This is a genomic window from Bacillus sp. FSL W8-0640 (assembly GCF_038007725.1).
Classification (GTDB): Bacteria; Bacillota; Bacilli; order Bacillales; family Bacillaceae_G; genus Bacillus_A; species Bacillus_A cereus.
Genome location: NZ_JBBOXT010000001.1, coordinates 2,681,762 through 2,706,252 on the forward strand (window position 1 = coordinate 2,681,762; position 24,491 = coordinate 2,706,252).

The window sequence follows — 24,491 nt, forward strand, 5'->3', positions numbered from 1 at the left end:
TTTCCAATTTTTAAAACTACCTTATTATATTTTTTGATACATAAGCCAGTCACCAGAGTCTATCACTTTCTTTAACATCTTTTTATTCTGAGCGATATACACATATGCCTCAATTTCCCTATCAGCAACATATACTGTTTGCGTGATTCGATCATATAAATCAGTCTCCGCATTACCTGTATATTCTTCTAGTTCATCTAACTTACACAATATCTCATCATTTACTACATAAACTTCTCCATACACCTGTTCTTCAATCGAATAAGTCATGGCCGGATATCCTTCATTCGTATCAAATAATTTTCCATATGTCCAAGCTCTGTCTGCGATGCATGTTGCACCTTGCATATAATGAGCATTCGTTTGTCCTCTTCTTAATGTGCCATAAACGAACACATGATACATAAATTCTTATCCCCTTTATATGTCTCTACTTTCTTATTTGTAAATAAGCACGAATCATAAAGTAACTCACTTCATTCGGAAGCTGTTCTTTAATAGATTTCAGCCCACCCTCTGCATTTTGAACGGCAGTTTCAATAAGAGATTCATACTCTGCTGGAACAAAGCTTTGCCAATCTACTTCCATTCCATCCTCATAGCAGCGAATTAAATGGTTTTCAATTGTTTGTCTTGATAAGTTACGTTCTTTTGCAATCTCATTCAAATCAATACCTTGTTTATACATTTCATATGTTTCTAAATGAGAATTTGCGGATGCTTTTCCTGACTTTTTACGCTCTGAAACTACTTCTGTCTTAATCGTTTCAGCATAATTTGGATTTTCCTCAATAAAATGCTGAACTGCTTGTAAGAAGTGCGAGCCATATTTCACAAGTTTGTGTTCTCCGATACCTTTTACCGTCAACAATTCAGAATCATTTTGCGGCATTTTCACACACATATCTTTTAATGTTTGGTCAGAGAAAATAACGAACGGAGGTACACCTTCTCCTTGTGCAATTTCTTTACGTACTTCACGAAGCACTTCAAATAAAGGATGGTCTTGAACAATTTGTCTTGTCTCTACTCGTTCTTTTCGTAAAACATTCTCTTTACCAAGTAATACTTCTTTCCCTTTTTCAGTTACTTTTAACGTCGGATAAGTGCCATGTTCAACTGCAATTAACTCGTCTGAAATTAAAAACTCAATAAACTCACTGACCTCTTTTACACTACGGTTCGATAAAAGCCCATACGTTGGTAAAGTATGAAAATTAAATTCAATAACTTTCTTATTCTTCGACCCAGTTAATACTTGCGCTATCATTTGCTTTCCAAAGCGTTGGTTCGTTCTAATCATGCATGATAAAACCATTTGTGATTCTCTTGTCACATCGATGCTCTCGCGATTGTCTGTACAATTACCACAGCGTCCACAATCTTCTTTCGGTTCTTCTCCAAAGTATTGCAAAATGAATGATTGTAAACATTGTTCTGTATGACAGTAATCGGTCATATTTTGCAATTTTTCAAGTTCATTTGAAAAACGTGATTCTCCAGTTGATTGATCAATTAAAAAACGCTGTACTTGTACATCTTGAGAAGAATATAACAATATACATGTACTATCTAATCCGTCACGACCAGCACGTCCTGCTTCTTGATAGTAACTTTCCATATTTTTTGGAAGCTGATAATGAATTACGTAACGAATATTCGATTTATCAATACCCATCCCGAATGCAGATGTTGCTACCATTACACTTACTTCATCTCGTAAAAAGAGTTCTTGTTGCTCATTTCGATCACTATCACTCATACCAGCATGATATTTTGATACAGAAACACCTGCCTTCATCAAATCTTCATATAACTGATCGACTACTTTTCTAGTAGCTGCATATATAATCCCGGATTCCTTTTGATTTTGACGAATATAATCCGCCAAATATGCATTTCGATCTTGCCCTTTAATGACAGAAAACGATAAGTTCTCACGCTCAAACGTTGTCATAATTGTATTTTCTTGATTAATTTCAAGTGTGTTACAAATATCATCACGTACTTGCGGTGTTGCTGTTGCTGTTAATGCTAATACGAGCGGCTTTTCTGGAAGATAATCTAATATGCGATGTATATGTAAATAACTTGGACGGAAATCATGTCCCCACTGTGAAATACAGTGTGCTTCATCAATCGCAATCATAGGGATTTTCATATCAATAAGTTGATCAACAAACTCCATCGAATCAAGACGCTCAGGCGCCACATAAAGTAACTTGTAATGTCCTTGTTTCGCTAATTGAATTCGCTGATTTGCTTCTGCAATAGATATAGAACTATTAATATATGTAGCTGAAATGCCATTCTGTACCAATGTATCTACTTGATCCTTCATAAGTGATATTAGAGGCGATATAACCAACGTCGTTCCTTCAAATACTAATGCCGGAATTTGATAACAAATCGACTTACCGCCACCCGTTGGCATAATACAAACCGTATCTTTCCCATCTAGTACATTTTTAATTGTTTCATCTTGTCCTCTTCGAAACGAAGAATAACCAAAGTAGGACGCTAAAAGTTCTTGTGCTTTAGTAAACAAAAAAGAGTCACCCGCTTTTCTTTATCTTTCATCTACTTCTATTATATCAATCACTTATGCGACTTGAAAGGGATGATTAGATGCTTATTGTTTTTTCATTATTCTATGTTTCTTCACTTATTTAATATGAATTAGCATCATTATTTTATATGTTTTACAACATTTATAACGTAAATCCAGTACACAAGAAGAAAGAGTTTCAATTTAAATGTTCATTTTATTTCCCTTTCTTGAATACTACTAATCGTATACATATAAATTCAGGAGGTTACTATATGAAACATCGTAATATGAGTTCCATCAAGGCAAAAACGAAAACACAAAAACTCCAATTCTCTAATAATGATGCGTGGAAATATGAATCATACTATAAGTACCAGCCATTATTCTCTTATAAAAAGCTTTTTAATTTTCTTTCTCAACTTTTTAGACGTTAATATATGTGCAAAAAATATATCATTCACAGAATTTTTCTCAATATTAAATGTATAGACTTACTACAATTCAGTTGTTACCATATATAATAATCTGTTGGATAAACCCCTTAAGTTGACCTGCTTATATTAGCAGGTCTTTTTCATGATTACATACTTCTGTGTACCTCGATCTCACTTCCAAGTCTTTTCTCCATTTTATAACCATATTTAGATCCCAACAATTAATGATAATCATAAATTGTTGGGATTTAAATTGTTCACATATAATTATGCAATTCTTCTTTCTCAATACACAAAACACATTTTACTTGTTACTATAAAAGTACTCCAGATGAGTTTTTTGCTCATCGACATTATCTAGTTATTGGGGCCTGCCGCGGGAAGCAGGTCCCTTTGACTGTATGAAGGTCCCAATTTCATTTGGACACATTTACCAGGTTTTTTTAAAAGAATTTTATGATAACATTACGTAGTCGAGTCCGACATCTCGGCAATACCCTTTTGAGGGTCTGCAACTTCCCTTACAGACCCTCTTTTACTTTATATTCAATTTATTCATATATACCACAACACCATTCATTGAATTTCTCCATTTCAAATTCCCTAAAAATAATCTAGGACACGTAACTAAAAATAAATCTTCATCATACTTTGAGTTATACATGTTCAAAGGAGTGTTACTATTTATGTATTCTTATTGGCAATCGTATTACTCCCCCTACCATAACCCTTATGTAAACTATGATTTATCCGTACGGAACTACCGAATTAGTAAAAATGAGAATTTTTTAAAAGGGTATATGCGTTCTTTATGGGAACAACACGTCGCTTGGACGAGATTGGCTATTATAAGTATAGTATTTAATTTACCAGATGTTAATGTTACTGTTGGACGACTTCTACAAAACGCAACACATATGGGACTATCACTTGAACCATTTTACGGTGAGGATGCAGTGAAAAAATATAGTGCATTAATTAAAGATCACTTAGTAATTGCAGCGGATCTTGTTAAAGCCGCAAAAGCTGGTAATCAAAATGCAGCGGCCGCTATAGAGAAAAAATGGTACGCTAATGGTGACGCAATTATTGAATTCCTTAACAGAATCAACCCATATATAGATAAAGAAGAATTTAGAAAAATGTTTTATGAACATTTAGCACTAACGAAAGCAGAAGCACTTGCCTTCCTAAATAAAGATTATGAAGCAGGAGTAAAACTTTACGATAAAATTGAAAAAGAAGCATTAGAAATGGCTGACATGATAACAAACGCAATCGTAAAACAATTCCCGCAAGTATTTCAATAAAGTGAAACTTTAATCAGTGAGGGGTTTGTTCATCCCCCACTGATTATCAGCTCTCACCAATCGGCTTATTTAGTTTTCTCTCCATGATATTTCACCTCTCCTCTTTACATTTAGCTTATATCGATATATTTTATTAATATCCGTTTTTTATAGGAGGAAATAGTTTGATTAACGCGATTGGTCTCGTTTTTATACTTACAAATAAACACGAGAAAAAAAAGAAAGTTTACTTAAATGAAAAATTTGCACTAATAGATATTATTGATTCTAAAGAAGTATTTGATGATGAAGGGAATCCTTTAGTAGAACTAACATGTAAATACAGTATATATTTAGATGAAAAATATTACTGTAAATCTCTCGATGATTATACCGGACAAGTCTTTCCTTTCTTAAGTGCAAAAATAGGAAAAGGTCTTCTAAGAAACTTAAACTATTACTTTTCTTACGTTGATGCCTATGATAAGAAACCACCAGTTAAAGAAATAAGACCACTTATGAAACAAGTAACTAACAGATAGCCAAAAATACCAAAAAAAGAAAGCATCTAACCCTGGATGTTTTCTTTTTTATTAAAAACTCATTAACTTTCATCCTCTTCTAAAAGTATGTATCCAAGCATATTTTAAATTAAAAACATTGGAGGATTAGAGTGAATGAAATACTCAGAAACAATTATAAGCAAACGACTTCGAATACTTAAAATGACGGGTATGTTTTTCATGCTAGTGTTAATAGCATGGATTGGCTATACAAAATTACTTTATGAAAACGGCTTTCTTCAAGAAAAAAAGAATTCAGTAGAAGTAATGAACACTAGCATTACAGGAGAAATAGAGCAGCTTTTTCATATAAACTTGCAAGGTTATCGAAAAACAAGCCTTGATGCTGTTATAGAAGCCAGTAAAACCGATCCAAGTGAACTATCCTTAATTGAACTAGTCAACAAATCCTGCTCGCGAGATTGCATAGGTGAACCAGTTACATATGTAAACTCAAACAATGGATATATCTTTTATAAGGAATCTAATGGAACTAATGTAGCTATAACGGTTAAAAAGAAAGACACATGGGTAATTGTAAAGAAATCTGTTCAAGATGGAATATAATCACCCAAAAAAAGAGTACGCATCGTACTCTTTTTTATTATTAATACCCTTCCTCTTCATGCCTACAATGGCATTTCGCTTTTGTTTTACAATGACATTTTTCACACTCACACTTCGGTTTCTCTTTGCAACAACACTCGTGAAAATCATTGCGCTTACATCTACATCTCCCAAACATTAAATCATCCCAAAATTTATTACAATCTTGAAAATGTCCACAATGACAAGTATTTCTCATAAATATGCTTCCTCCTTGATAGAATTCATCATATTCTATGTTTGAAAGTATACAAAGGCTTGTTTATTAGTCTATTTTCTCCATATTATAAGTAGAGTTAAAAGATTAAATAAAAATAAAAACCGTCACATGACGGCTCTTATTTTTGCAAACTACTCTTTTGTATAAAAATATTTAATTCCTTTCATATCTAACCAAGCAGTTGCTTTGTCCAGTTCGTTCCCTTGACGATAATCTGTTTCGAAATACACAAGCCCTTGGTTATCTCCACGAGATATTATTTTAGAAGTATATCCAAGCTTATCCATCATTTGAATCATGTCAGAAATTAAATTTACACCAAATTCATAAGTAACTACTTTGCTATATTTATTCACTATAATTCCAACCCCTTCTTGTTTTTTTATCGGCTCAACAATTTGATTTGTAAACCAAGCTAACGGCTTATTTCCAATCAGCTTATTTAAATCACACTTGCCGATACCAGCCACATTGCCTGTCTCTGTGTATTGCCAAATATCACATGGATACGCCGGTTTGTTACCACCATAACGAGGAATCCATACAAAATCACAATTGACATTTTCCATTCCAAATGGAGCATACATATGATGAGCAATATATAAACCGACTTTCTTAGCTCCTAATCTGCGTAATTCATCAATAAAAGCTTGTGCACCCGCTCTCATATCGTTCATTGTTCTTACTTCTACGTCAGCTACCCAAACTGTTGCATTTTTATCACCACGGTTCCAAAAGTCTCTTGCTTCTATCCGTGCATCCTCTACTGAAACGAAACGACAGAACGCATAATTACCAAACGGAATATTCCTTGCTTTCATTGCTTGTACATAATTTTTATATAAAGGATCTACATAGTTTGAACCATCTTGCACACGTGCAATTACGAAATCTAATTGTGGTGCTGCGATATCCCAGTTAATGTCGCCATTCCATTTCGAAATATCTACAATATAACCCATTATTTAACATCTCCTTTTTCATTATTATATTCAAAGCTTGTTTTTTTGTTATTATCAACTAATAAATAGTATGAGAGGTATTATATTATTGGGTAATAATTTAAAATTCGGCTTATGTATTGAGAAAACAAAATATTATTACGGGTTTAATAAGTAAAGATTTACAAAACTCTAAACTATATAAAGTGAAACGATAATTAGTAGGAGGCTACGAGCAGTGTAATTCCCACCTAATTTCTTAGCTTCATCCGAATTTTGAGGTAAGAATTTTACTTCCCGCAAATAGCTTGATAAATAAAACCACCTTTCTGACAGGTGGTTTTGTGTACTAATTTACATATAAATTGTCCATATTTTTATAGTTACTTAATATACTTGTTAACTAAAAATAAGACAATTTTTAGTTTTTAATCAAACCAATTTTCGTTTTATCTCACGTACTCATAGTACCATTTACGTGCATCTAACCAAGCTGTAAATTTATCGATATTCCCGGACGGATAGCCATTCGTTATAGCATAACCAATGCCATCTTTTTGAACGACAATTTGTCCATCAATACCCGCATCAACCATAGCTTGAGCCAAATCTTGTAAATTACTAAATGCTACACCACCAGTTTTTACTTTGAGCAAATCCGCTGCACCTCCTCCAGTTTGTCCTGTAAGAGCAAATACAATAGAATTAGCGATTTTATCAACATTCCATTTTGCCATGTCGGATTCATTATCAATAAACCCTAATTCAATAAGAATAGCCGGTGCCTTCGTTCCATTTAATACCGCTAAATCTGTACGTTGTTTCGCACCTCGATCACGCCATCCAATATCTTTTGCTAGTTGAGCTGAGATTTTAGCCGCCAAATCTTTCTGATCATAATATAAAACCTCAACACCCTGTCCATTTCCATCACTTGCATTAAGATGAAAAGAAATAACTAAATCCACAGCATGGGAATTGCTATTCCGAATGATATTATTTAAATTTTGTGATTGAGTTGCCCCTACCTCGTCCGTATCGTCATAAACCGTGTGTCCTAGGGCTCTTAACTTAGCCGCCACGGCATCTTTAACTTGCCTATCTAGAACGTGTTCTTTCCGATTCCCGAAATTAGCACCTTGAACAATACTATTGTGTCCTCCGTGCAAACTATATCTAGCCATTATTCATCAACATCTCCTTTCTTAATATCTTATTCAAAACTTGTCTTATTGCTATTCCCACTTACAATCTTAACTGTGCCCATACGTCCTATATTTTCTAAAAGTGATGCAATTTGTTTTCGATATAAAAAAGCTATCGCTTCATAAATCGAATGATTTATTCTCTAAATTACTTTTACATGAATGACGACACGAACAAAAAAGCATCACCCTTTCGGCGATGCCTAAAAACTCTATTTTACTTTTCAGCTCCCTAAATAAATAGAGTTTAAAATCACTGAAACTACACCTATATTTCCTCCCTTTCCTTCACAGCTTCTTTCAACCTCTGCAACATATACCCAATTCCTTTACACCCCTCTAGCGGATATGTAATCATTTCTTCTGGATATAACTTTGTCACTACTTTTTTATGCTTCTTCCCTGCTAGTAAGACGATTTCGTCAAACTGTAGTAAACTTTTATCTACCATCTGTTTTTGTAATTGCTCTATACTTATTACCTCATCGCTTTTTGAATCAAATGCAAGATCATAGTTTTCTAATACAATATCACTTGGTCTTAAAAATCCATGTTTCGCTGATAATATAACCCAGTTTTCGAAAAACATAGTTGCGTACGCCTGACATGCTTTTCCGAACGGACTAATATATACATCTTTTGCTTCCATCGGTCCGTAGTCTGAATGTTTATCCCAAATTTTCTTTTTTCCGCATGGAATTATACATAGCCTTTTCATATATATTTCTACTCCCTTTACTTTGGTAAATAAAATTCGTTATTTTGTACATTTTTTTCTCGAGATACTATATAATAATTCTGAAAGTTAAAATTACACATTTTACCATATGCGTACTATAGATTACTCTCATTGCAAATATTATAATACCATAAAAAATTTTTCATTTTTTCTTCAAAATAATGAAACTAAATTATAATGCAAGTATGTATTAATAAAACAATAAAGGAGGTTCATAAAAATGAAAAATATTATTCCTGCACTATTAGTCTATTTTATCGTTTGCGTTATTTCCGTTATCATCCCAGCATCTGAAGGCTATAATTATGTCGGCTGGAAGTTATTTGTTGGGCAAGTGTATGCGATACCTATTTTCTTCATTACTACGATAATCACATTTTATATAAACAAGAAAAAATCTTACGAATAAACGATTATAAGGATAGCTAACGCTATCCTTATTTTAATTCGTTAATCAAAACTTTATATCCTTTCTTCTAAAAAGTTAAACGCAACATCTGTATTTCAGCGTTTAAACGCAGTTCCTCCGAAATCCAGCTCTCTAATTTTGAAACAGATGCAATATTTTTTCAAAAAGCCCCTGTAATTTACTTTTCAATACTTCCATATCATTAAGCATACACAATGCGACTGTTTAAAAGTTAAAAATTTCTGCTTATTATAAATAAAAAAGGACAAGTAGCCAATCTGACTACTTGTCCTTACTGTTCATCTGTACGCAATACGATTAAGCTTGGAATGCTTCTGTTAATACTGGTACGATTTGTTTTTTACGAGATACAACACCTTTTAAAGTAGCTATATTGTTTTCTAGTGATACGTTGTATGCTTTCTCAACAACGTTTGCTGCTTTACCGATCGCAAGACCGACAGAATCGTTAGTTAAGATATCAGTTACAACGAATAAGAATAGGTCTAAACCTTTTTCTTCTACTACTGCAGAAATTACTTTTTCAAGTTCCGCTTGGTGTACAAGAACGTCGTTTGTATCAACAGCGTTTACTTGTGCGATTTCAACTTTCGCATTACCCATTTGGAATTCTTTAGCATCAAGAGAGATTAATTGCTCCATTGTTTTTCCGCTTAAGTCAGCACCAGCTTTTAACATTTCTAAGCCGTAGTTATCTGCATCTACACCAGCGATTTCCGCTAATTCACGAGCAGCTGCTACATCTTGTTCTGTGCAAGTTGGAGATTTGAATAGTAAAGAATCTGAAATGATTGCAGATAACATTAAACCTGCAACTTCTTTACGAATTGTTACGCCATTTTCTTTGTACATTTTGTTTAAGATTGTAGCTGTACAGCCAACTGGCTCACAACGATAGTATATAGGATCGCTTGTTTCAAAGTTAGCAATACGGTGATGGTCAATAACTTCTAACACACGAACTGATTCGATATCGTTAGCACTTTGTTGACGCTCGTTATGGTCAACTAAAATAACGTTGTCCACTTCGCTTGCTACTGTCTCAACAAAACGCGGTCCTTCTACTTTAAAATAGTCTAACGCAAATTGAGTTTCACCGCTGATTTCGCCTAAACGTACAGGCTCAGCATTCATTCCTAATTCTTTTTTCAATTCTGCATAAGCAATTGCAGAACAAATTGCATCTGTATCTGGGTTTTTATGCCCGAAAACTAGTACTTTTTCCATGTTTTCCACCTCTTCATGAAAAGGATATCTTAAAGAAGCAAATATGACAATATTTAAAGCATATTTTTTTATAAATAATTGCACTTTCTTCTATATTTTTCATCATTTTCATAAAAAAAATCATCTAAAATGAATTAGATGATCGAAATGTATGTTTCAATTAAAATAGTGTAGGAGCTTGCACTACATTGTTAAAAGCGAAATTTGAGGATAAGCCATTATTCAAAAGGTTTACATCTATAACTTGATAAAACGCATTTCCAGTGTCTGCAATTTCCCAAACAGCTAAAATAAGATGGTATCCACTACGGTCAGTTGGTACATTTGCTTCGTGCGTTACTGTTGTCCCTGGTCTAGCTCCACCGTCATTTTTTACATAGAATGGCACTAAATCTAAATCTGATCGCGTCAAAGGTTTATTGGGATTCCAACCTTTTTTCGTAATATAGTATTTCCACTCTTTCGTACTATGAGGAGCCGTTAGTTTCCACTTGAATGTATTCGTCCCGCCATTTAACGTAACTTTCTTCCACCTATCTACAGTTTGAACATCTAAAGCGGGAAAATGACCAGCCCCTGCAATTTGTCCATCAGAAGGTCCTAGTTGCGGAAATCCACCTATCCCTTCTACGCTTTGAGGTTCATATTGAATCGGTCCACAATTTACATTTACCCCTTGCTTACATAAATAAGATCGGCTCGCTGGTGATTCTACATATCCATGAGCTGAAGCCTTTTCTGAAAATCCAAATGTTAATAATCCCGTAAGTAATACGCCACCACTTAAAATAACTTTCTTCATCTTTTGTAAACTATTCTTTTTCATTCTTTCATCCCCTTCCCATAATAAAGCGAAAATAACTATAGTTGGCTAGTCATCTTCTCTACATTTATTATAAGACGAGAATCATTACTAAAAGAACCCTCTAAAAACTTTCTCAAATTCATTTAGTGCGTTAATTAGATTATAATTAACTATTTTAACACCGCCAGAAAAATATAGACGGTGTTAAAAATAGTCGTTTATTATTCACTTACTAATAATTAAGCACTCTCCCCGTTTGATTATAACTTAAATGTTTTTATAATAAAGAACCGTAGCATCTAACTTTCCATTCGGAGAAATTGCATACCCTGGTATTGTTCCAACTTCTTGGTAGTCTAGTGATTTGTACAATTTATTGGAAGGATCTCCTTCTCTAGTATCTAATACTAAAAGAGACCTGTTTTCTTGCTTTGCTCGTTCCTCTGCTTTTTGCATAAGCGATCGTCCAATACCGTTTCGTCTAAAGTTTGGATGAGTCATTAATTTGCAAATCTCAGCTCTATGAATTCCGTTAGGCTTAGTAACTAATTGTAATTGAATACTCCCTGCTACTTCGTTGTTTATTTTAGCCACATACAATATCACTTCTGGCGCTAATACTGTTTGCCAATACTTTGTTGCATCTTTTTGTTCCAGTGGAGGCAAAAAACCAATTGATGCCCCATCATTTACAACCATTTTCAAAAGTTTCGAAAGTTCTTCTATATCATTTTCTAGTTTCTTAATTTCTTCAATTACTAAATTTCGCATTACTTTTCCCCCTTTTGTTTCATTGTAACAATTTTTAAAGAAGGAATAATGAAATAATAAGAGGAATTTATAGTTAAGATATGATTTTTTGTGAAAGGATAACGATATGAAATATATATTAGATAGAACGTACGCAAAAGAATTACTCGAATGGGCATATGAACAAAACCCGGGCCCTTGGTTTGAACATTCACTACATGTTGCTCATGCAACTGAAAACATAATTATAGAACTTATAAAAAAAGGGTACAAGCTAGATGCTGACATAGCATATAACGCTGCCCTTTTGCATGATATCGGAAGATACAAAGGTTTTACCAAATCGGTCATTCATTCCTATGATGGTTATATATATATGAATGATTTAGGGTATACAGGAAACGCTGTTATTTGTGTGACACACTCATTCCCATGCAAAAATGAACATATAGATATCGCAGCAGAATGGAGTCTCGTTCCTGACCATATGAGAAGCCGATTAGTTGAAATATTAAATGAACATTGTAACTACGACTTATACAATAAAGTAATTACTCTTTGCGACGCTCTTGCTGATGCGGATGGCTTTACTACGCTGGAAAGAAGATTAATTTCTGTTGGTTTGCGTCATGGTACAACATCTCATACATCTTTACATTGGAAAGGGTTTTATGCGATTAAGAAAGAATTAGAAGCTTTAATCGGTAAGAGTATATACACAGTTCTTCCTGATGTAGAAAAATCTATTTATGAAGATATAGAATATTAAATTGAGAACGATAAAATTTGTATGTATGTTTCTAAAAGACTCTTTCAAAAGTGGAGGGATTTCTTATTAGTAAAATAGGATTTGACTTGATAAACCTTGAGAGGACTTTTGATTTTGGGTACGAAGATATAAAAGAGATTTCTATGAGATGTAAATTTTCTAACTGTTCACATACAAATGAACCAAACTGCGCGGTTAAAAGAGCTATCTCTGACGGTGCTCTTTCTGAAGAAGTAGTTAACAGTTACTATAGAGATTTTAATGAGGCACATTATGTTTCTAAACAGAAAAATAAAACAAAAGCCATTGATTATATGAAGCAATTGAAGCTTTTTAAAAAATCTTAAAATTAAATAAATAGTTGTTATTTCTCATTCCTACTAAATTTAAAATTCTCCCATTATTGTATAACCATAAATTGAACCCATCCTAGATAATTTTTATACTCAAATTTAATTTCACATAAAAAACGTTTTAAACATAAAGTTTAAAACGTTTTTTTATTCAATGCTTTTGATTTTTCAGTTCTGTTAAACACTCTTGCACTAAAGTTACCGCTTGACTCATCGCAGCTCCGCCAGCAAATGCTGCTGAAACACCACATGCTTCTAGAATCTCTTTATCCGAACATCCTTGATCAAGACAACCTTTTGTATGATAAATTGTACAATACTCATCTTGCGTTGCTAAACTAATTCCTAATGCAATAAGTTGTTTTTCTCTTTTTGTTAAAACACCCTCTTGAAAACAAGCTTGCGTGAACGCATTATATGTCTCAGCGATTTCAGGAATTTGATTTGTAAAACTACCTATACCTTCTTTATAATGATGTAGAATATCATTTATCGAACTATGTTGCTCATGTTCCATCTTATTCCCTCCAGTCATATTATCCATACTTATTGTAGTATGTGATGAAATGGAGGCAATATACCTTCTTTTAAATTAAGAATTTTCAGTTAATTTAAGTTATAATTTTAAATTATCATCGACAATAACTTTTTCTCTAGAACTTTTTCTTTCAACCTCTTTACTTCTTTCTTCCCAAAATGTTAATCCTTCAATCCCCACATTTTTAGGATTAAATACTGGATCTTTCCCTTCTTTTTTCTGCGTTTCATAATCTTTTAACACTTTTAATGCGGTTTTACTTAAAAGTAAGATTGCGATTAAGTTTAACCATGCCATACTACCGATTCCTAAATCTCCAAGGTTCCATAAAAGCGACGCTGATTCAACGCTACCGATGTAAACCATAATTAAAAATCCAAATTTTAAAACTGGTTTTAACCAGCCATACTTCAGTTGACGATCTAAATAAGTAAGTGTTGTTTCAGCGATATAGTAATAAGCGAGTAGCGTTGTAAATGCAAAAAAGAAAATCGCAATTGAAATAAATATTGGACCAAACCCTGTTATCACAGTTTCAACTGCTTGTTGTGTATAAATTGGACCAGCTTCCACATTTCCTATGTTTTGTACAATAGCGGTTTTCCCTTCAGGTATAACATTATACATACCTGTTATTAAAATCATAAGAGCTGTCGCTGTACATACGACAATTGTATCGATATATACGGAAAATGCTTGAACTAATCCTTGTTTTGCAGGATGCGATACTTCAGCAGCCGCCGAACTATACGTCGCTTCTCCGACACCAGCAACGTTTGAAAATACAGCGCGTTTTACGCCCCATGCAATAGCTGCACCAACAATTCCACCAAACATTTCATTTACACCAAATGCACTAGAGAAAATTAAAGCAAACATCCTTGGAATCTCCGTTACATTCGCAATTAATATGATACATGTAACAATTACATAACCAATTGCCATAAATGGAACAAGCATTTGAGAAACGCCAGCAATTCTCTTTACACCACCAAAAATAATTGCTGCTAGTAACACGACTAAAAATATACCAGTTATATATTTGCTAATACCATTAGAGTTTTCAAATCCAACTGCGATACTACTAGATTGAATACCTGGTAATAACACGCCATATGAAAGTGTTACAACTACTGCTACAATGACTGCAAACCATTTCATTTTCAAACCTTTCTCAATGAAATATGGAGTACCGCCGCGATATTCATTCCCTACTTTACTTTTGTATACTTGAGATAATGTTGATTCTACAAACGCGCTCGCTGCCCCTAACAAAGCCATTACCCACATCCAAAATACAGCTCCAGGACCGCCGAAAGCAATTGCTGTCGCTACCCCTGCAATATTACCAATTCCAACTCTTCCTGATAAGGCTAAACAAAATGCCTGAAAAGATGATATTCCCGTCTCTGAACTCTTTCCTTCAAATAATAGTTTAATCATCTCTTTAAAATAACGGATTTGCAAAAAGCGTGTTGCAATCGTGAAATATACGCCTGCCCCTAATGCAAAAACAACTAAACCGATACTCCACACTTGCCCTACTAACCATTCTACTAAATTCTCCATCCAAATCCCCCTTATCATTCTTTGGAAAAGCAATTTTGTATATAAAAAAAAACGGACAACTATTATCAAACTTTCTAGTTGTCCGCATCTTTCATTATTTCATCCCTCAATTTTTATCAGTAAAACGCCCTATTACTTTATATTTACCCAAACACTTTTCACTTCTGTATAATTATCAAGCGCATATGAACCTAATTCGCGGCCAATACCAGATTGTTTATATCCACCAAATGGTGTAGCTGCATTTTCTAAGTTATAATCATTAATCCACACTGTTCCTGCTTTTAATTTATTTGCTACTTGATGACCCGTTTTGATATTTTGCGTCCATACACCCGCAGCAAGGCCATAGGATGAGTTGTTCGCTCGTTCAATTACTTCTTCTGTCGAATCAAATGGAAGTACGACAACAACTGGTCCAAATATTTCTTCCTTAACGATTGTCATATTGTCTGTAACATCTGTGAATATAGTTGGCTTAACGAAATAACCTTTTTCAAGCGCACGTTCGCCACCAGCCGCAACTGTAGCACCTTCTTTCTTCCCTTGCTCAATGTAATTTAACACACGCTCTTGTTGTTTCTTAGATACGAGTGGACCCATTTCCGTTCCTTTCTCCATACCTGCTCCAAGTTTTACGTTGTTCGCCATTTTCACAAGTGCATCTACTACCGTTTCATAATGTTTACGATGAACAAACACACGTGATCCTGCGCTACAATTTTGACCGTGATTATACATAATACCTTGGAATGCACCATTAATCGCTTTTTCCAAGTCCGCATCTTCTAAAATGATATTTGGTGATTTTCCGCCAAGCTCTAACGTTACATGCTTAATCATTTCTGCAGATTGACGCATAATATACTTTCCTGTAACAGTAGATCCTGTAAAAGCAACTTTATCAATGTCATGATGATTTACAATTGCAGCCCCTGCTTCAGGACCAAAGCCTGGTACAAAGTTTACAACGCCGTTTGGAAATCCAGCCTCTTTAAAGAGTTTCGCTGTATATAGTAAAGATAAAGGCGTTTGCTCTGCTGGCTTTAATACAATCGTACAACCTGTCGCCAGTGCAGCTCCCATTTTCCAAGAAGACATAACAAGCGGAAAATTCCACGGAATAATTTGTCCTACAACACCAACAGGTTCATGTCTCGTATAATTCAAGTAATCTTTTGAAATCGGGATTGTTTGCCCAATAATTTTTGTAGCCCATCCTGCGTAATAACGATAATTTTCTACAGTCGCTGAAATATCATCATCAAGTGCTACTTGATATGGCTTTCCATTATCTAAAGCTTCTAGTTGCGCTAATTCTTCTCTATGTTCTTCAATTAAATCTGCTAATTTATAAATAAGATGCGCTCTTTCAGCAGTAGTCATTTCTGCCCACGGGCCAGATTCAAATGCAGATCTTGCCGCTTTTACTGCAGCATCAATATCCTCTTCTTGCGCTTCACATACGACTGCTAGAACCTCTTCTGTTGCTGGATTGTACGTTTCAAACGTCTTTCCGCCAATAGCAGAAACAAATTCGCCATTAATAAACATTTTAATTTCTTCATTTAAAAACGCTTCCACTTTTGGTTTCAGCTCAATATTTGTCTTTAACATTATGTTCTCCTCCTTATCTAAACAGCTGCACGAGCTGCAATATTTGATAAAATCGTTTGAAGCTTTTGATCTTCTTCTACAGTTAACCCTAGTCTTGGATAGCGAGAAGGTCCTCCCGCTTGCCCATGTAATTCCATAGAACGTTTAACGATTTGAACATATTTCCCTGATCCTTCAAGAAACTCGCAAAGTGGTAAAATAGCATCGTTTATTTCCCACGCCTTTTCTAATTCACCATTTTGAAAATGCTCATACATTTTTGTAACGAGACCGGGAACAATATTTCCTGCTACTGAAACCCATCCCGAGGCACCAACTAAATATGATTCCATAACTAAATCTTCAGAACCACAGAAGACTTGGAAAGCCCCTTCACTTTGTCTTACTAAATCTCTCGCTTTTCGAATATCTCCGCTAGATTCTTTAATATGTGTAACATTTCCACACTCTTTTCCAATACGGAGCATTAGCTCTGTACTCATATCAACACCAGAAGTAAATGGATTATTGTATAACATAATTGGTATATTTACAGAGTTTGAGATTTCTTTAAAATGAAAATAAATCTCCTCTTCCTTCGGTTTACAATAGTAAGAGTTTATAATTAATACACAATCCGCTCCGTGCGCTTCTGCATGTTTCGTATATTCAATTGTTTCTTTCGTCGTCTCTGCTGCAGTTCCAACAATAACTGGAATACGGCCATCAATTTCTTTCAACACGGTTGCTACCATTTTAAATCGTTCTTCTTTTGATAAACTTACAAATTCTCCTGTACTTCCATTAATGATGATACCTGCAACGTTTTGTTCGATAAAGTAATTTACATTTTGCTTTACCCCATCCCAATTAATTTCCTGAAATTCATCCATCGGTGTTATTAATACTGGAAATGCTCCTTTAATTTTTTGCATATTTATCTCTCCCTATCACATTTTATTTTAATAAGAAACCTGACGGAAACGGATCCGTAGGGTCTAATAGAAATGTCTGCATCCCTGTAATAAACCCTCTACTTTCAAAACGGAAAATGTATCCTAGTTCCTCCTTCTTCACTTTCTCCACAGTTATAAAACTATTAAATATACTTTCATTTTTAAAAGGTTTATCCGCCATATAATCATTTTTAAATAACGCATGAACATAGGAAACAATAGTAGAAACAAAACCTGGCGAACGTACGATAAAGTTATCTTCATGAAATGTAATCGATTTTATATGGTTCTTTTCTTTTTGCGAAGGATCTACTAAAATAAGCCTTTTTATTAGCGACTGTTTTTGTATAGTCTGTAGTGTAGCTTCTCCCCATCTTTTCAATTCAGAAATGTTTTCCATGCGAATTTCTGGCGAATACGCACCTTTCTCTACAACTGCATATACTTTATCTGCTTGTATGAGAGAATAACTTACATTACCAACCTGTAAATTTCCCTCAATCATATAGCATAGTTTGCTTTCAAACGAAACCGATATAACTTCATCATTCTCTACATACGCATGAACTAAAAATATTCCAGATAACGTTTCAATTTTGTATTGATTGGACTCTCTCTTTTTTAAATAACCACTTTCGAGTAACATCGTTATTACTGCAACAATGCCTCCATAATGAAGCGGAATCGAACCTTCATGATTAAAAAATAATACAGCTGCATCCACTTCATTATGGATAGATGGAACGACAATACACCCATTCAAACCGATAAAACCACGTGGTTCATTTAATAAAAGCTTCATCTCTTCTGCTAATTCACCTGAAAATTGTTCATTTAATTGCTCCAAACTGTAGTAGTATTTGCATGGTACATCTTTCATTACACGAAATGTCTCGCCATTTACATGTACGTCTACTGCTGTATACATTTTTTGAATGTTCATTTTATATCCTCCGTTTCATGTTCCATCGGCGGAATTAGCAAAAATCCTTCTTTAAGTGGATCCATTTCATTGTAAAAAAATCTATGCATACCCATAAGCCAAGCTGATCCCGTAATTTTCGTTATGACAGCTTCAATATTTTCAACATGTGTCGTATCCATGACATATCCTTTAAATAAAGAACCAACGATACTCTCATGAATGAACTCTTCACCAATTTCGATTTCTTTCTGAGCGTATAATACAGCTAGCTTCGCAGATGTTCCTGTACCGCATGGAGATCGATCTATTCCGCCTGGTGGTACAACAACTGTATTTTTCACATGCGCACATTCATGAGTAGGATCTGTATAAAATTCAACATGTGTTAATCCTCTTATAAACGAATACTCTGGATGAGTGATTTCAAACTTCTCATTAATTGTGTTCCTTATATGAATCGCCTTATCGATGATTGTAGATGCATTTTCTGGTACTAATTCTAGACCTACTGATTTCGCATCAATAATGGCATAAAAATTCCCTCCATACGCAATATCAGCCTCTATAGTTCCAATGTCTTTCACTTGTACAGTAATATTTTTCAATAAAAAAGCTGGTATGTTACAGAAAGATACTTCTTTTGCTTTTCCATCTTGAACAGCAATATCTACTTCAACTAAGCCAGCCGGTGTATCTAGTTTTAAAGAAGTAATCGGTTCAACTACCGGAATTAAACCTGATTCAACTAACGCTGTACATACACCGATTGTATCGTGACCACACATCGGTAAATATCCACCTGTCTCTATGTATATAACACCTATATCAGCCTCAGGATGACACGGGTCTGTTAATAATGCTCCTGACATTACATCATGACCACGCGGTTCATTCATTAACAATTTTCGAATCCAATCATACTCCTTTTTCATATGTAACATCTTCTCTGCCATCGTCTCTCCAATCAACTTTGGAAGTCCACTAATTAATGTCCTCGTTGGATTCCCACCTGTGTGTGTATCAATCGTCGTAAAGACTCTTTGTGACCTCATCCGTTTAACACCCTTTCTGTAAAACGACTCAAACGAAGTGGTTCAATAGGAATAATTGTCTCTTTTTCATTTAATAACTCTTCAATTACTTTTCCAGTAACTGCTGCAAGACTAATCCCATCACCTTCATGTCCAGCGGCAATGAAATAATTCGGAATATGTTCCACTCGTGAAATAATCGGTAAATGATCTTCTGTCCACGGACGTAAACCAGCGTAAGAACGAATTACCATCATATCTGCCATTTTCGGATAAAAACGAATTGCTCTATTTGCGATACATTTAATGACTTCATTATTTATCCTCGTATGAAATCCTACAAATTCACGACTACTACCAATTAAGAAATTTTGACTTTCAGTAGGCTCAAATACGAGCGCAACCCCGTATTTTTCAGTTAAAGCATCCACTTTTCGTTTTCCGCCAAATTTAGAAATTAAATAACCGAATTCCATTACTTTACGGCATCCTACGTGTTGTTGCCTTGAAGCTACAATAATATGCCCTTTTCTCGGTTCAATTGGTATATTTATATTTAACATCTGACCAATCTTAGGAGCCCACACACCGGCTGCATTTACAACTTGTTGTGCTGTAAAAGTTCCATTCGTAGTTTCTACAACAAATGAACCATCCGTCTCTATTTCCATACTCTTTACTTCCGTCTGCTTAAAAGCTTTTGCGCCAAACTTTTGTGCCTCTGACAGAAGCGAGAAAGCAAGGAGATATGGATTCACAGTTGAATCCGTCGCACATTCTAAACCGCCTAATAAATCATCAGCAAAAAAAGGCGACTCTTCCCTTATATCTTTCCTATCAAGCATTCGAAACGGTAATCCAGCTTCTTTTTGCCGATTTACCCATTGCTGCGCAGCTTCCATCTCTTCGTCTGACTCACATACGAGAATACTTCCTGGTGCTCTATATTCAAATGAATGCTCTAATTCTTCACTTAAATCAGTTACTAATTTTTGACTTACTAAAGACATTTGACTATCAAATCCCGGGTCTTTATCAATGGCCAAAATATTCCCATCACACCGTGAAGACGTCCCGCTGACAAATTCCCCTTTTTCAATGATTGTTACGTCTCTTCCGTATTTTGAAGTGTAATAAGCGATAGAACACCCTATTATTCCACCACCTATAATTAAAACGTCGCAGTGCCTCATAATATACTCCTCCTTTCCTAGCCTCTCACTTTCTTTTATGCAATTGACGTGCCAATTCTGTACATATACAATTTTTATAAATAATATTTTTATTTGTAAAAATATTTTAAATTTATAGTAAATAGGTGTATTATTTTTTTATCACTGTCAAAATTTTTATACATAACAGGAGGACATTATGGAATTTTCATTTCCGACTATACAAGAATTTTTGGAAAGCGTTTTAATCAATCATACATGTAGCCTTGATCGCATTAAGAAAATAAACGAAAGGTTTTATTACCTCCCTTCTACTACAGAAGAATATAATTGCGCAATTATTTATGTAGATGACTCATTCACTGCATTAATTGACGCTTTTTCTTATGAATTAGCTGTTATCATCCTTAACGAAAACGATGAGCCGATATGCTGTATAACTTCTCAGCAAATGATTCCATTTCTTTATAAGTCCTACAATGAACTACAGTCATTTTATGACACTGTAATACAAACAACTGACTCTTCTGTTACAGTAATTGATAGTAAAGAATGTGTTCGAACTTGGACAGATGGTGCTGAAAAAATATTTTCAGTCAACCATAATGAGATTATTGGGCAACCGATTACTCGTTTTTTTGATTATAAAGACTTGGAAATTTTACAATCTTTACATGATGGAAAAAGCATAGTCGCTCAGTTCCATCAGCCTCGTCCCGATTTATTTGTATTAATTAATTCAAATCCAGTTTATTGTAATGATGAAATTATAGGAGCAGTCGTTTCAGAAACAGATGTTACAAATCAAGTCGCTTTAAATGAAAAACTATTTAATATGTCACATGAAATGCACCGTTTAGAACAAGAAGTGGCAAAGTATAAAGATGAATCCGATCCATTCCTTGCGATGAATGGGAAAAGTCCTGTTATACAAAGAACGATACAATTAGCTAGAAAAGTTTGTTCGGTGAAATCAACTGTTTTAATACTTGGGGAAAGCGGAGTTGGAAAAGAAGTATTTGCGAAAGCAATTCATGAAGCAAGTGAAGCAGCGAAGGCGCCTTTCATTTCGATTAACTGCGGGGCAATTCCAGAAGCATTATTTGAAAGTGAATTATTCGGTTACGAGCGTGGGGCGTTTTCTGGAGCAAATAGTAAAGGAAAAAAAGGTAAAATTGAACTCGCGCAAGGCGGTACTTTATTTCTTGATGAAATAGGTGAAATGCCACTTGATATGCAAGTAAAACTGTTACGTGTACTGCAAGAGCGAAAGTATTACCGAGTTGGTGGTGAAAAAGAAATTAATATTGATTTCCGTATTATCGCTGCTACAAATCGTGATTTACAAGAAGAAATGAGAAAAGGAACTTTCCGAGAAGATTTATATTACCGCTTAAATGTAGTTAGCTTGCAGATTCCACCGCTGCGCGAAAGACGCGAGGATATTATTGAATTAACCTATTCTTTCTTAAACGATTTTTCAATCAACTATAACAGACCAATTCGTGACTTACCTTCAAGCATTATGCATGAACTGCTTCATTACAATTGGCCAGGTAATATTCGCGAACTTCGAAACGTTGTTGAACGGCTTGTGGTATTCGCAACAGACGGAATTATAAAACAAGAATATTTACCATTTCATACGACTGAAACTTTAGACAACCATACAGCCCATTCCCTATTACTCAGCAACAATAATACAATCCTTTCTTTACAAGAAGAGATGGATGAGCATGAGAAAAAAGTTATTGAAAGGGCTTTACGAATTTTAAATGGGAATAAATTAGAATGCGCAAAACAACTTGGTGTAACAAGGGCTACTTTATATAACCGTTTAAAGAAACTTGGACTTCAATAAAGAATCAGTATGCACCGATCAGGCATTTACAGATAGCCCTCTTCTCCTCTATATTGGCATGATTTTTGCATATATAATTTGCGAAAACCGAACTAGAGGAGGAATACACATGACAAATAAAAACAACTTAATCGTTTGTCGTTGTGAAGAGGTTACATATGGGCAACTTCAATCGACAATTGCTGAATATAACTGCTCGGCAAGAGAATTAAAACTAAGAACACGTGCTGGCATGGGATTTTGCGGTGGTCGCACATGCAGAATAATGATAGATCGAATGATTGAAAATGCGAACCCTGACGTAACTCTTAATGAACTACCGTTAAAATATCAACCACCAATACGTGCAGTTACTTTTGGATCGGTAGGTGAAAGTAAATGAGTAGAATTACACATCACCCTATTTTAGGCACTTTACAAAGTAGTAAGCGTATTACCTTTCAATTTAACGGTCATCAATACGAAGCATATGAACATGAAACGATAGCTGCTGCCCTGTTAGCAAATGGAATACGGACATTAAGAGTTCATGAAGATAGCGGAACACCGCGAGGTATTTATTGTAATATCGGGCACTGTTCCGAATGCCGCATGACAGTAAATAATCAAACAAATGTACGCGCATGCTTAACTGTTGTAGAAGAAAACATGGTTGTTGAAAGCGGGAAACAGCATCCGAATATCGTGAGAGAGATGGTGAAAAAACGATGAGTGATGTAATTATTATTGGTGCAGGGCCAGCGGGATTATCTGCTTCTATTTCTTGTGCTCGTTTCGGACTAAAAGTGCTCGTTATTGATGAATTTATGAAGCCGGGCGGGAGATTGTTAGGACAGTTGCATCAAGAGCCTACTGGAGAATGGTGGAACGGAATAAAAGAATCGAAGCGACTTCATGAAGAAGCAGCATCACTTTCAGTACATATCAGGTGCGGTGTTTCGGTCTATAATTTAGATAGAGATGAAAACAATTGGTTTGTACATACTAATATCGGTACGTTAGAAGCACCTTTCGTACTACTTGCTACTGGAGCTGCGGAATATTCTATTCCCCTTCCTGGCTGGACACTTCCAGGAGTGATGTCAATTGGAGCAGCTCAAGTTATGACAAATGTTCATCGCGTGCAAGTTGGAAAAAAAGGAATCATTATTGGTGCTAACATTTTGTCTTTCGCCATTTTAAGTGAATTGCAATTAGCGGGAATTACAGTAGATCATATTGTACTCCCTGAAAAAAGCGAGTTAAGTCAAAAAGCTGGTGAACCTGAAGAAGTTTTAAACTCTCTTTTAAATGCAGCACATCTCGCTCCTTCTGCTATTTTGCGAATAGGTAGCCACTTTATGAAATATGATTGGGTTCGAAAAGCTGGATTAACATTCTATCCAAACAGCGGAATGAAAATAAACGGAACGCCACTTCACCTTCGGAAAGCAGCTCTTGAAATTATCGGAACAGATCAAGTTGAAGGTGTACGTGTTGCTAATATTGACTCTAAAGGAAATGTTATTACTGGATCAGAGAAAATATATGAAGCAGATTTTGTTTGTATTGCCGGGGGATTATACCCACTTGCCGAACTTGCAGCTGTAGCTGGTTGTCCCTTCCATTACATTTCAGAATTAGGTGGACACGTTCCTCTCCATTCCGAAACAATGGAAACTCCTCTTCCTGGTTTATTTGTAGCTGGCAATATTACAGGCATTGAAAGCGGAAAAATTGCGATGGCGCAAGGAACAGTTGCAGGTCTATCTATTGCTAAATATGCAAGCAAAAAACGTGATATAGTCGACCAACAATTATCTCACGCCATTCAAAACGTTCACTTTATTCGTCAGAAAGCTGCAATTCAGTTTAATCCGATGGTAGATATCGGTAGACGAAAGATGAATGAAATTTGGCGTGATTACTCTTCTACATATGCACATACTAAAAAGAGCTGCTGAGATTATTCTCAACAGCTC

Annotated in this window: 27 protein-coding genes; 11 read left to right on the plus strand and 16 right to left on the minus strand. The window is 35.0% G+C overall.

Features of this window, described 5'->3' with window-relative positions; genetic code table 11:
- Positions 1–24 precede the first annotated feature (24 nt).
- On the minus strand, positions 25–405 hold the full coding sequence (locus tag N2V80_RS13900; RefSeq protein ID WP_000274915.1) for a gamma-glutamylcyclotransferase family protein: 381 nt from the start codon (positions 403–405) through the stop codon (positions 25–27).
- Between the two features lie 25 nt (positions 406–430).
- Entirely contained in the window at positions 431–2,548 is a 2,118-nt protein-coding gene (gene recQ, locus N2V80_RS13905; protein WP_000494270.1) for a DNA helicase RecQ, read from the minus strand.
- Between the two features lie 275 nt (positions 2,549–2,823).
- Here recQ and N2V80_RS13910 point away from each other — a divergent pair, with 275 nt between their 5' ends.
- The 4 genes from N2V80_RS13910 to N2V80_RS13925 all read left to right on the plus strand — a co-directional run bounded on the left by N2V80_RS13910 (position 2,824) and on the right by N2V80_RS13925 (position 5,404).
- The gene (locus N2V80_RS13910) at positions 2,824–2,985 is read left to right on the plus strand and encodes a hypothetical protein (protein WP_000682739.1); all 162 of its coding nucleotides are present in this window, start codon (positions 2,824–2,826) and stop codon (positions 2,983–2,985) included.
- Positions 2,986–3,671: 686 nt separating this feature from the next.
- Positions 3,672–4,295, plus strand: coding sequence for a hypothetical protein (locus N2V80_RS13915; RefSeq protein ID WP_000287725.1), 624 nt, complete (start codon positions 3,672–3,674; stop codon positions 4,293–4,295).
- Between the two features lie 164 nt (positions 4,296–4,459).
- Positions 4,460–4,816 (plus strand): hypothetical protein, encoded by a 357-nt coding sequence (locus N2V80_RS13920; protein WP_000606231.1) that lies wholly within the window; start codon positions 4,460–4,462, stop codon positions 4,814–4,816.
- Between the two features lie 135 nt (positions 4,817–4,951).
- Complete coding sequence (locus N2V80_RS13925; RefSeq protein ID WP_000877572.1) at positions 4,952–5,404, plus strand: hypothetical protein; 453 nt, start codon at positions 4,952–4,954, stop codon at positions 5,402–5,404.
- On the opposite strand, the gene N2V80_RS13930 is transcribed toward N2V80_RS13925, so the two are convergent.
- From N2V80_RS13930 to N2V80_RS13945, 4 genes are all read right to left on the minus strand, one after another.
- On the minus strand, positions 5,405–5,578 hold the full coding sequence (locus N2V80_RS13930; RefSeq protein ID WP_000503011.1) for a hypothetical protein: 174 nt from the start codon (positions 5,576–5,578) through the stop codon (positions 5,405–5,407).
- A gap of 216 nt (positions 5,579–5,794) precedes the next feature.
- Positions 5,795–6,625, minus strand: a complete 831-nt coding sequence (locus N2V80_RS13935; protein ID WP_000540614.1) for a GH25 family lysozyme — start codon at positions 6,623–6,625, stop codon at positions 5,795–5,797.
- A gap of 428 nt (positions 6,626–7,053) precedes the next feature.
- Positions 7,054–7,788 (minus strand): N-acetylmuramoyl-L-alanine amidase, encoded by a 735-nt coding sequence (locus N2V80_RS13940; protein ID WP_000135278.1) that lies wholly within the window; start codon positions 7,786–7,788, stop codon positions 7,054–7,056.
- A 289-nt stretch (positions 7,789–8,077) separates the two neighbouring features.
- A complete protein-coding gene (locus tag N2V80_RS13945) occupies positions 8,078–8,527 on the minus strand; it encodes a DUF6884 domain-containing protein (RefSeq protein ID WP_000824873.1) in 450 nt (149 codons plus the stop codon).
- Between the two features lie 241 nt (positions 8,528–8,768).
- Here N2V80_RS13945 and N2V80_RS13950 point away from each other — a divergent pair, with 241 nt between their 5' ends.
- Positions 8,769–8,957, plus strand: a complete 189-nt coding sequence (locus tag N2V80_RS13950; protein WP_000789486.1) for a DUF4017 family protein — start codon at positions 8,769–8,771, stop codon at positions 8,955–8,957.
- A 318-nt stretch (positions 8,958–9,275) separates the two neighbouring features.
- On the opposite strand, the gene ppaC is transcribed toward N2V80_RS13950, so the two are convergent.
- The 3 genes from ppaC to N2V80_RS13965 form a co-directional block, all read right to left on the minus strand.
- Positions 9,276–10,205, minus strand: coding sequence for a manganese-dependent inorganic pyrophosphatase (gene ppaC, locus N2V80_RS13955; RefSeq protein ID WP_000416864.1), 930 nt, complete (start codon positions 10,203–10,205; stop codon positions 9,276–9,278).
- Between the two features lie 160 nt (positions 10,206–10,365).
- Positions 10,366–11,031, minus strand: a complete 666-nt coding sequence (locus N2V80_RS13960) for a lytic polysaccharide monooxygenase (protein WP_000742279.1) — start codon at positions 11,029–11,031, stop codon at positions 10,366–10,368.
- Between the two features lie 246 nt (positions 11,032–11,277).
- Complete coding sequence (locus N2V80_RS13965) at positions 11,278–11,781, minus strand: GNAT family N-acetyltransferase (RefSeq protein ID WP_001245250.1); 504 nt, start codon at positions 11,779–11,781, stop codon at positions 11,278–11,280.
- Between the two features lie 106 nt (positions 11,782–11,887).
- Between N2V80_RS13965 and N2V80_RS13970 the strand changes: the two genes are divergently transcribed.
- Both N2V80_RS13970 and N2V80_RS13975 read left to right on the plus strand, forming a co-directional pair.
- Positions 11,888–12,529, plus strand: coding sequence for an HD domain-containing protein (locus tag N2V80_RS13970; RefSeq protein ID WP_061655775.1), 642 nt, complete (start codon positions 11,888–11,890; stop codon positions 12,527–12,529).
- 50 nt (positions 12,530–12,579) lie between these two features.
- Complete coding sequence (locus tag N2V80_RS13975; RefSeq protein ID WP_231130265.1) at positions 12,580–12,876, plus strand: hypothetical protein; 297 nt, start codon at positions 12,580–12,582, stop codon at positions 12,874–12,876.
- Positions 12,877–13,033: 157 nt separating this feature from the next.
- Here the strand turns inward: N2V80_RS13975 and N2V80_RS13980 are convergent, their stop codons facing one another.
- The 7 genes from N2V80_RS13980 to N2V80_RS14010 form a co-directional block, all read right to left on the minus strand.
- Positions 13,034–13,426, minus strand: a complete 393-nt coding sequence (locus N2V80_RS13980; RefSeq protein WP_002196593.1) for a carboxymuconolactone decarboxylase family protein — start codon at positions 13,424–13,426, stop codon at positions 13,034–13,036.
- Between the two features lie 72 nt (positions 13,427–13,498).
- The gene (locus tag N2V80_RS13985) at positions 13,499–14,989 is read right to left on the minus strand and encodes an alanine/glycine:cation symporter family protein (RefSeq protein ID WP_000429521.1); all 1,491 of its coding nucleotides are present in this window, start codon (positions 14,987–14,989) and stop codon (positions 13,499–13,501) included.
- A 132-nt stretch (positions 14,990–15,121) separates the two neighbouring features.
- Positions 15,122–16,606, minus strand: a complete 1,485-nt coding sequence (locus N2V80_RS13990) for an aldehyde dehydrogenase family protein (protein ID WP_000920986.1) — start codon at positions 16,604–16,606, stop codon at positions 15,122–15,124.
- Between the two features lie 17 nt (positions 16,607–16,623).
- Positions 16,624–17,520: a 4-hydroxy-tetrahydrodipicolinate synthase gene (gene dapA, locus N2V80_RS13995; protein WP_001169464.1), complete on the minus strand. Its 897-nt coding sequence runs from the start codon at positions 17,518–17,520 to the stop codon at positions 16,624–16,626.
- A 22-nt stretch (positions 17,521–17,542) separates the two neighbouring features.
- Entirely contained in the window at positions 17,543–18,484 is a 942-nt protein-coding gene (locus N2V80_RS14000) for a proline racemase family protein (protein ID WP_061655776.1), read from the minus strand.
- On the minus strand, positions 18,481–19,518 hold the full coding sequence (locus N2V80_RS14005) for a proline racemase family protein (RefSeq protein ID WP_001257544.1): 1,038 nt from the start codon (positions 19,516–19,518) through the stop codon (positions 18,481–18,483). The genes N2V80_RS14000 and N2V80_RS14005 overlap by 4 nt, the downstream gene beginning before the upstream one ends.
- A complete protein-coding gene (locus N2V80_RS14010; RefSeq protein WP_001215242.1) occupies positions 19,515–20,690 on the minus strand; it encodes an NAD(P)/FAD-dependent oxidoreductase in 1,176 nt (391 codons plus the stop codon). Before N2V80_RS14010 ends, N2V80_RS14005 begins: the two co-directional genes overlap by 4 nt.
- Before the next feature lie 178 nt (positions 20,691–20,868).
- Between N2V80_RS14010 and N2V80_RS14015 the strand changes: the two genes are divergently transcribed.
- The 4 genes from N2V80_RS14015 (at position 20,869) to N2V80_RS14030 (ending at position 24,473) form a co-directional block, all read left to right on the plus strand.
- Positions 20,869–22,530, plus strand: coding sequence for a sigma-54 interaction domain-containing protein (locus N2V80_RS14015; RefSeq protein WP_000395824.1), 1,662 nt, complete (start codon positions 20,869–20,871; stop codon positions 22,528–22,530).
- A 109-nt stretch (positions 22,531–22,639) separates the two neighbouring features.
- The gene (locus tag N2V80_RS14020; RefSeq protein WP_000182619.1) at positions 22,640–22,912 is read left to right on the plus strand and encodes a (2Fe-2S)-binding protein; all 273 of its coding nucleotides are present in this window, start codon (positions 22,640–22,642) and stop codon (positions 22,910–22,912) included.
- Positions 22,909–23,241, plus strand: coding sequence for a (2Fe-2S)-binding protein (locus N2V80_RS14025; RefSeq protein ID WP_000087074.1), 333 nt, complete (start codon positions 22,909–22,911; stop codon positions 23,239–23,241). Before N2V80_RS14020 ends, N2V80_RS14025 begins: the two co-directional genes overlap by 4 nt.
- Positions 23,238–24,473 carry an NAD(P)/FAD-dependent oxidoreductase gene (locus tag N2V80_RS14030; RefSeq protein ID WP_001286100.1) on the plus strand — a complete coding sequence of 412 codons (1,236 nt, stop codon included), beginning with the start codon at positions 23,238–23,240 and terminating at the stop codon, positions 24,471–24,473. Before N2V80_RS14025 ends, N2V80_RS14030 begins: the two co-directional genes overlap by 4 nt.
- Positions 24,474–24,491 lie beyond the last annotated feature (18 nt).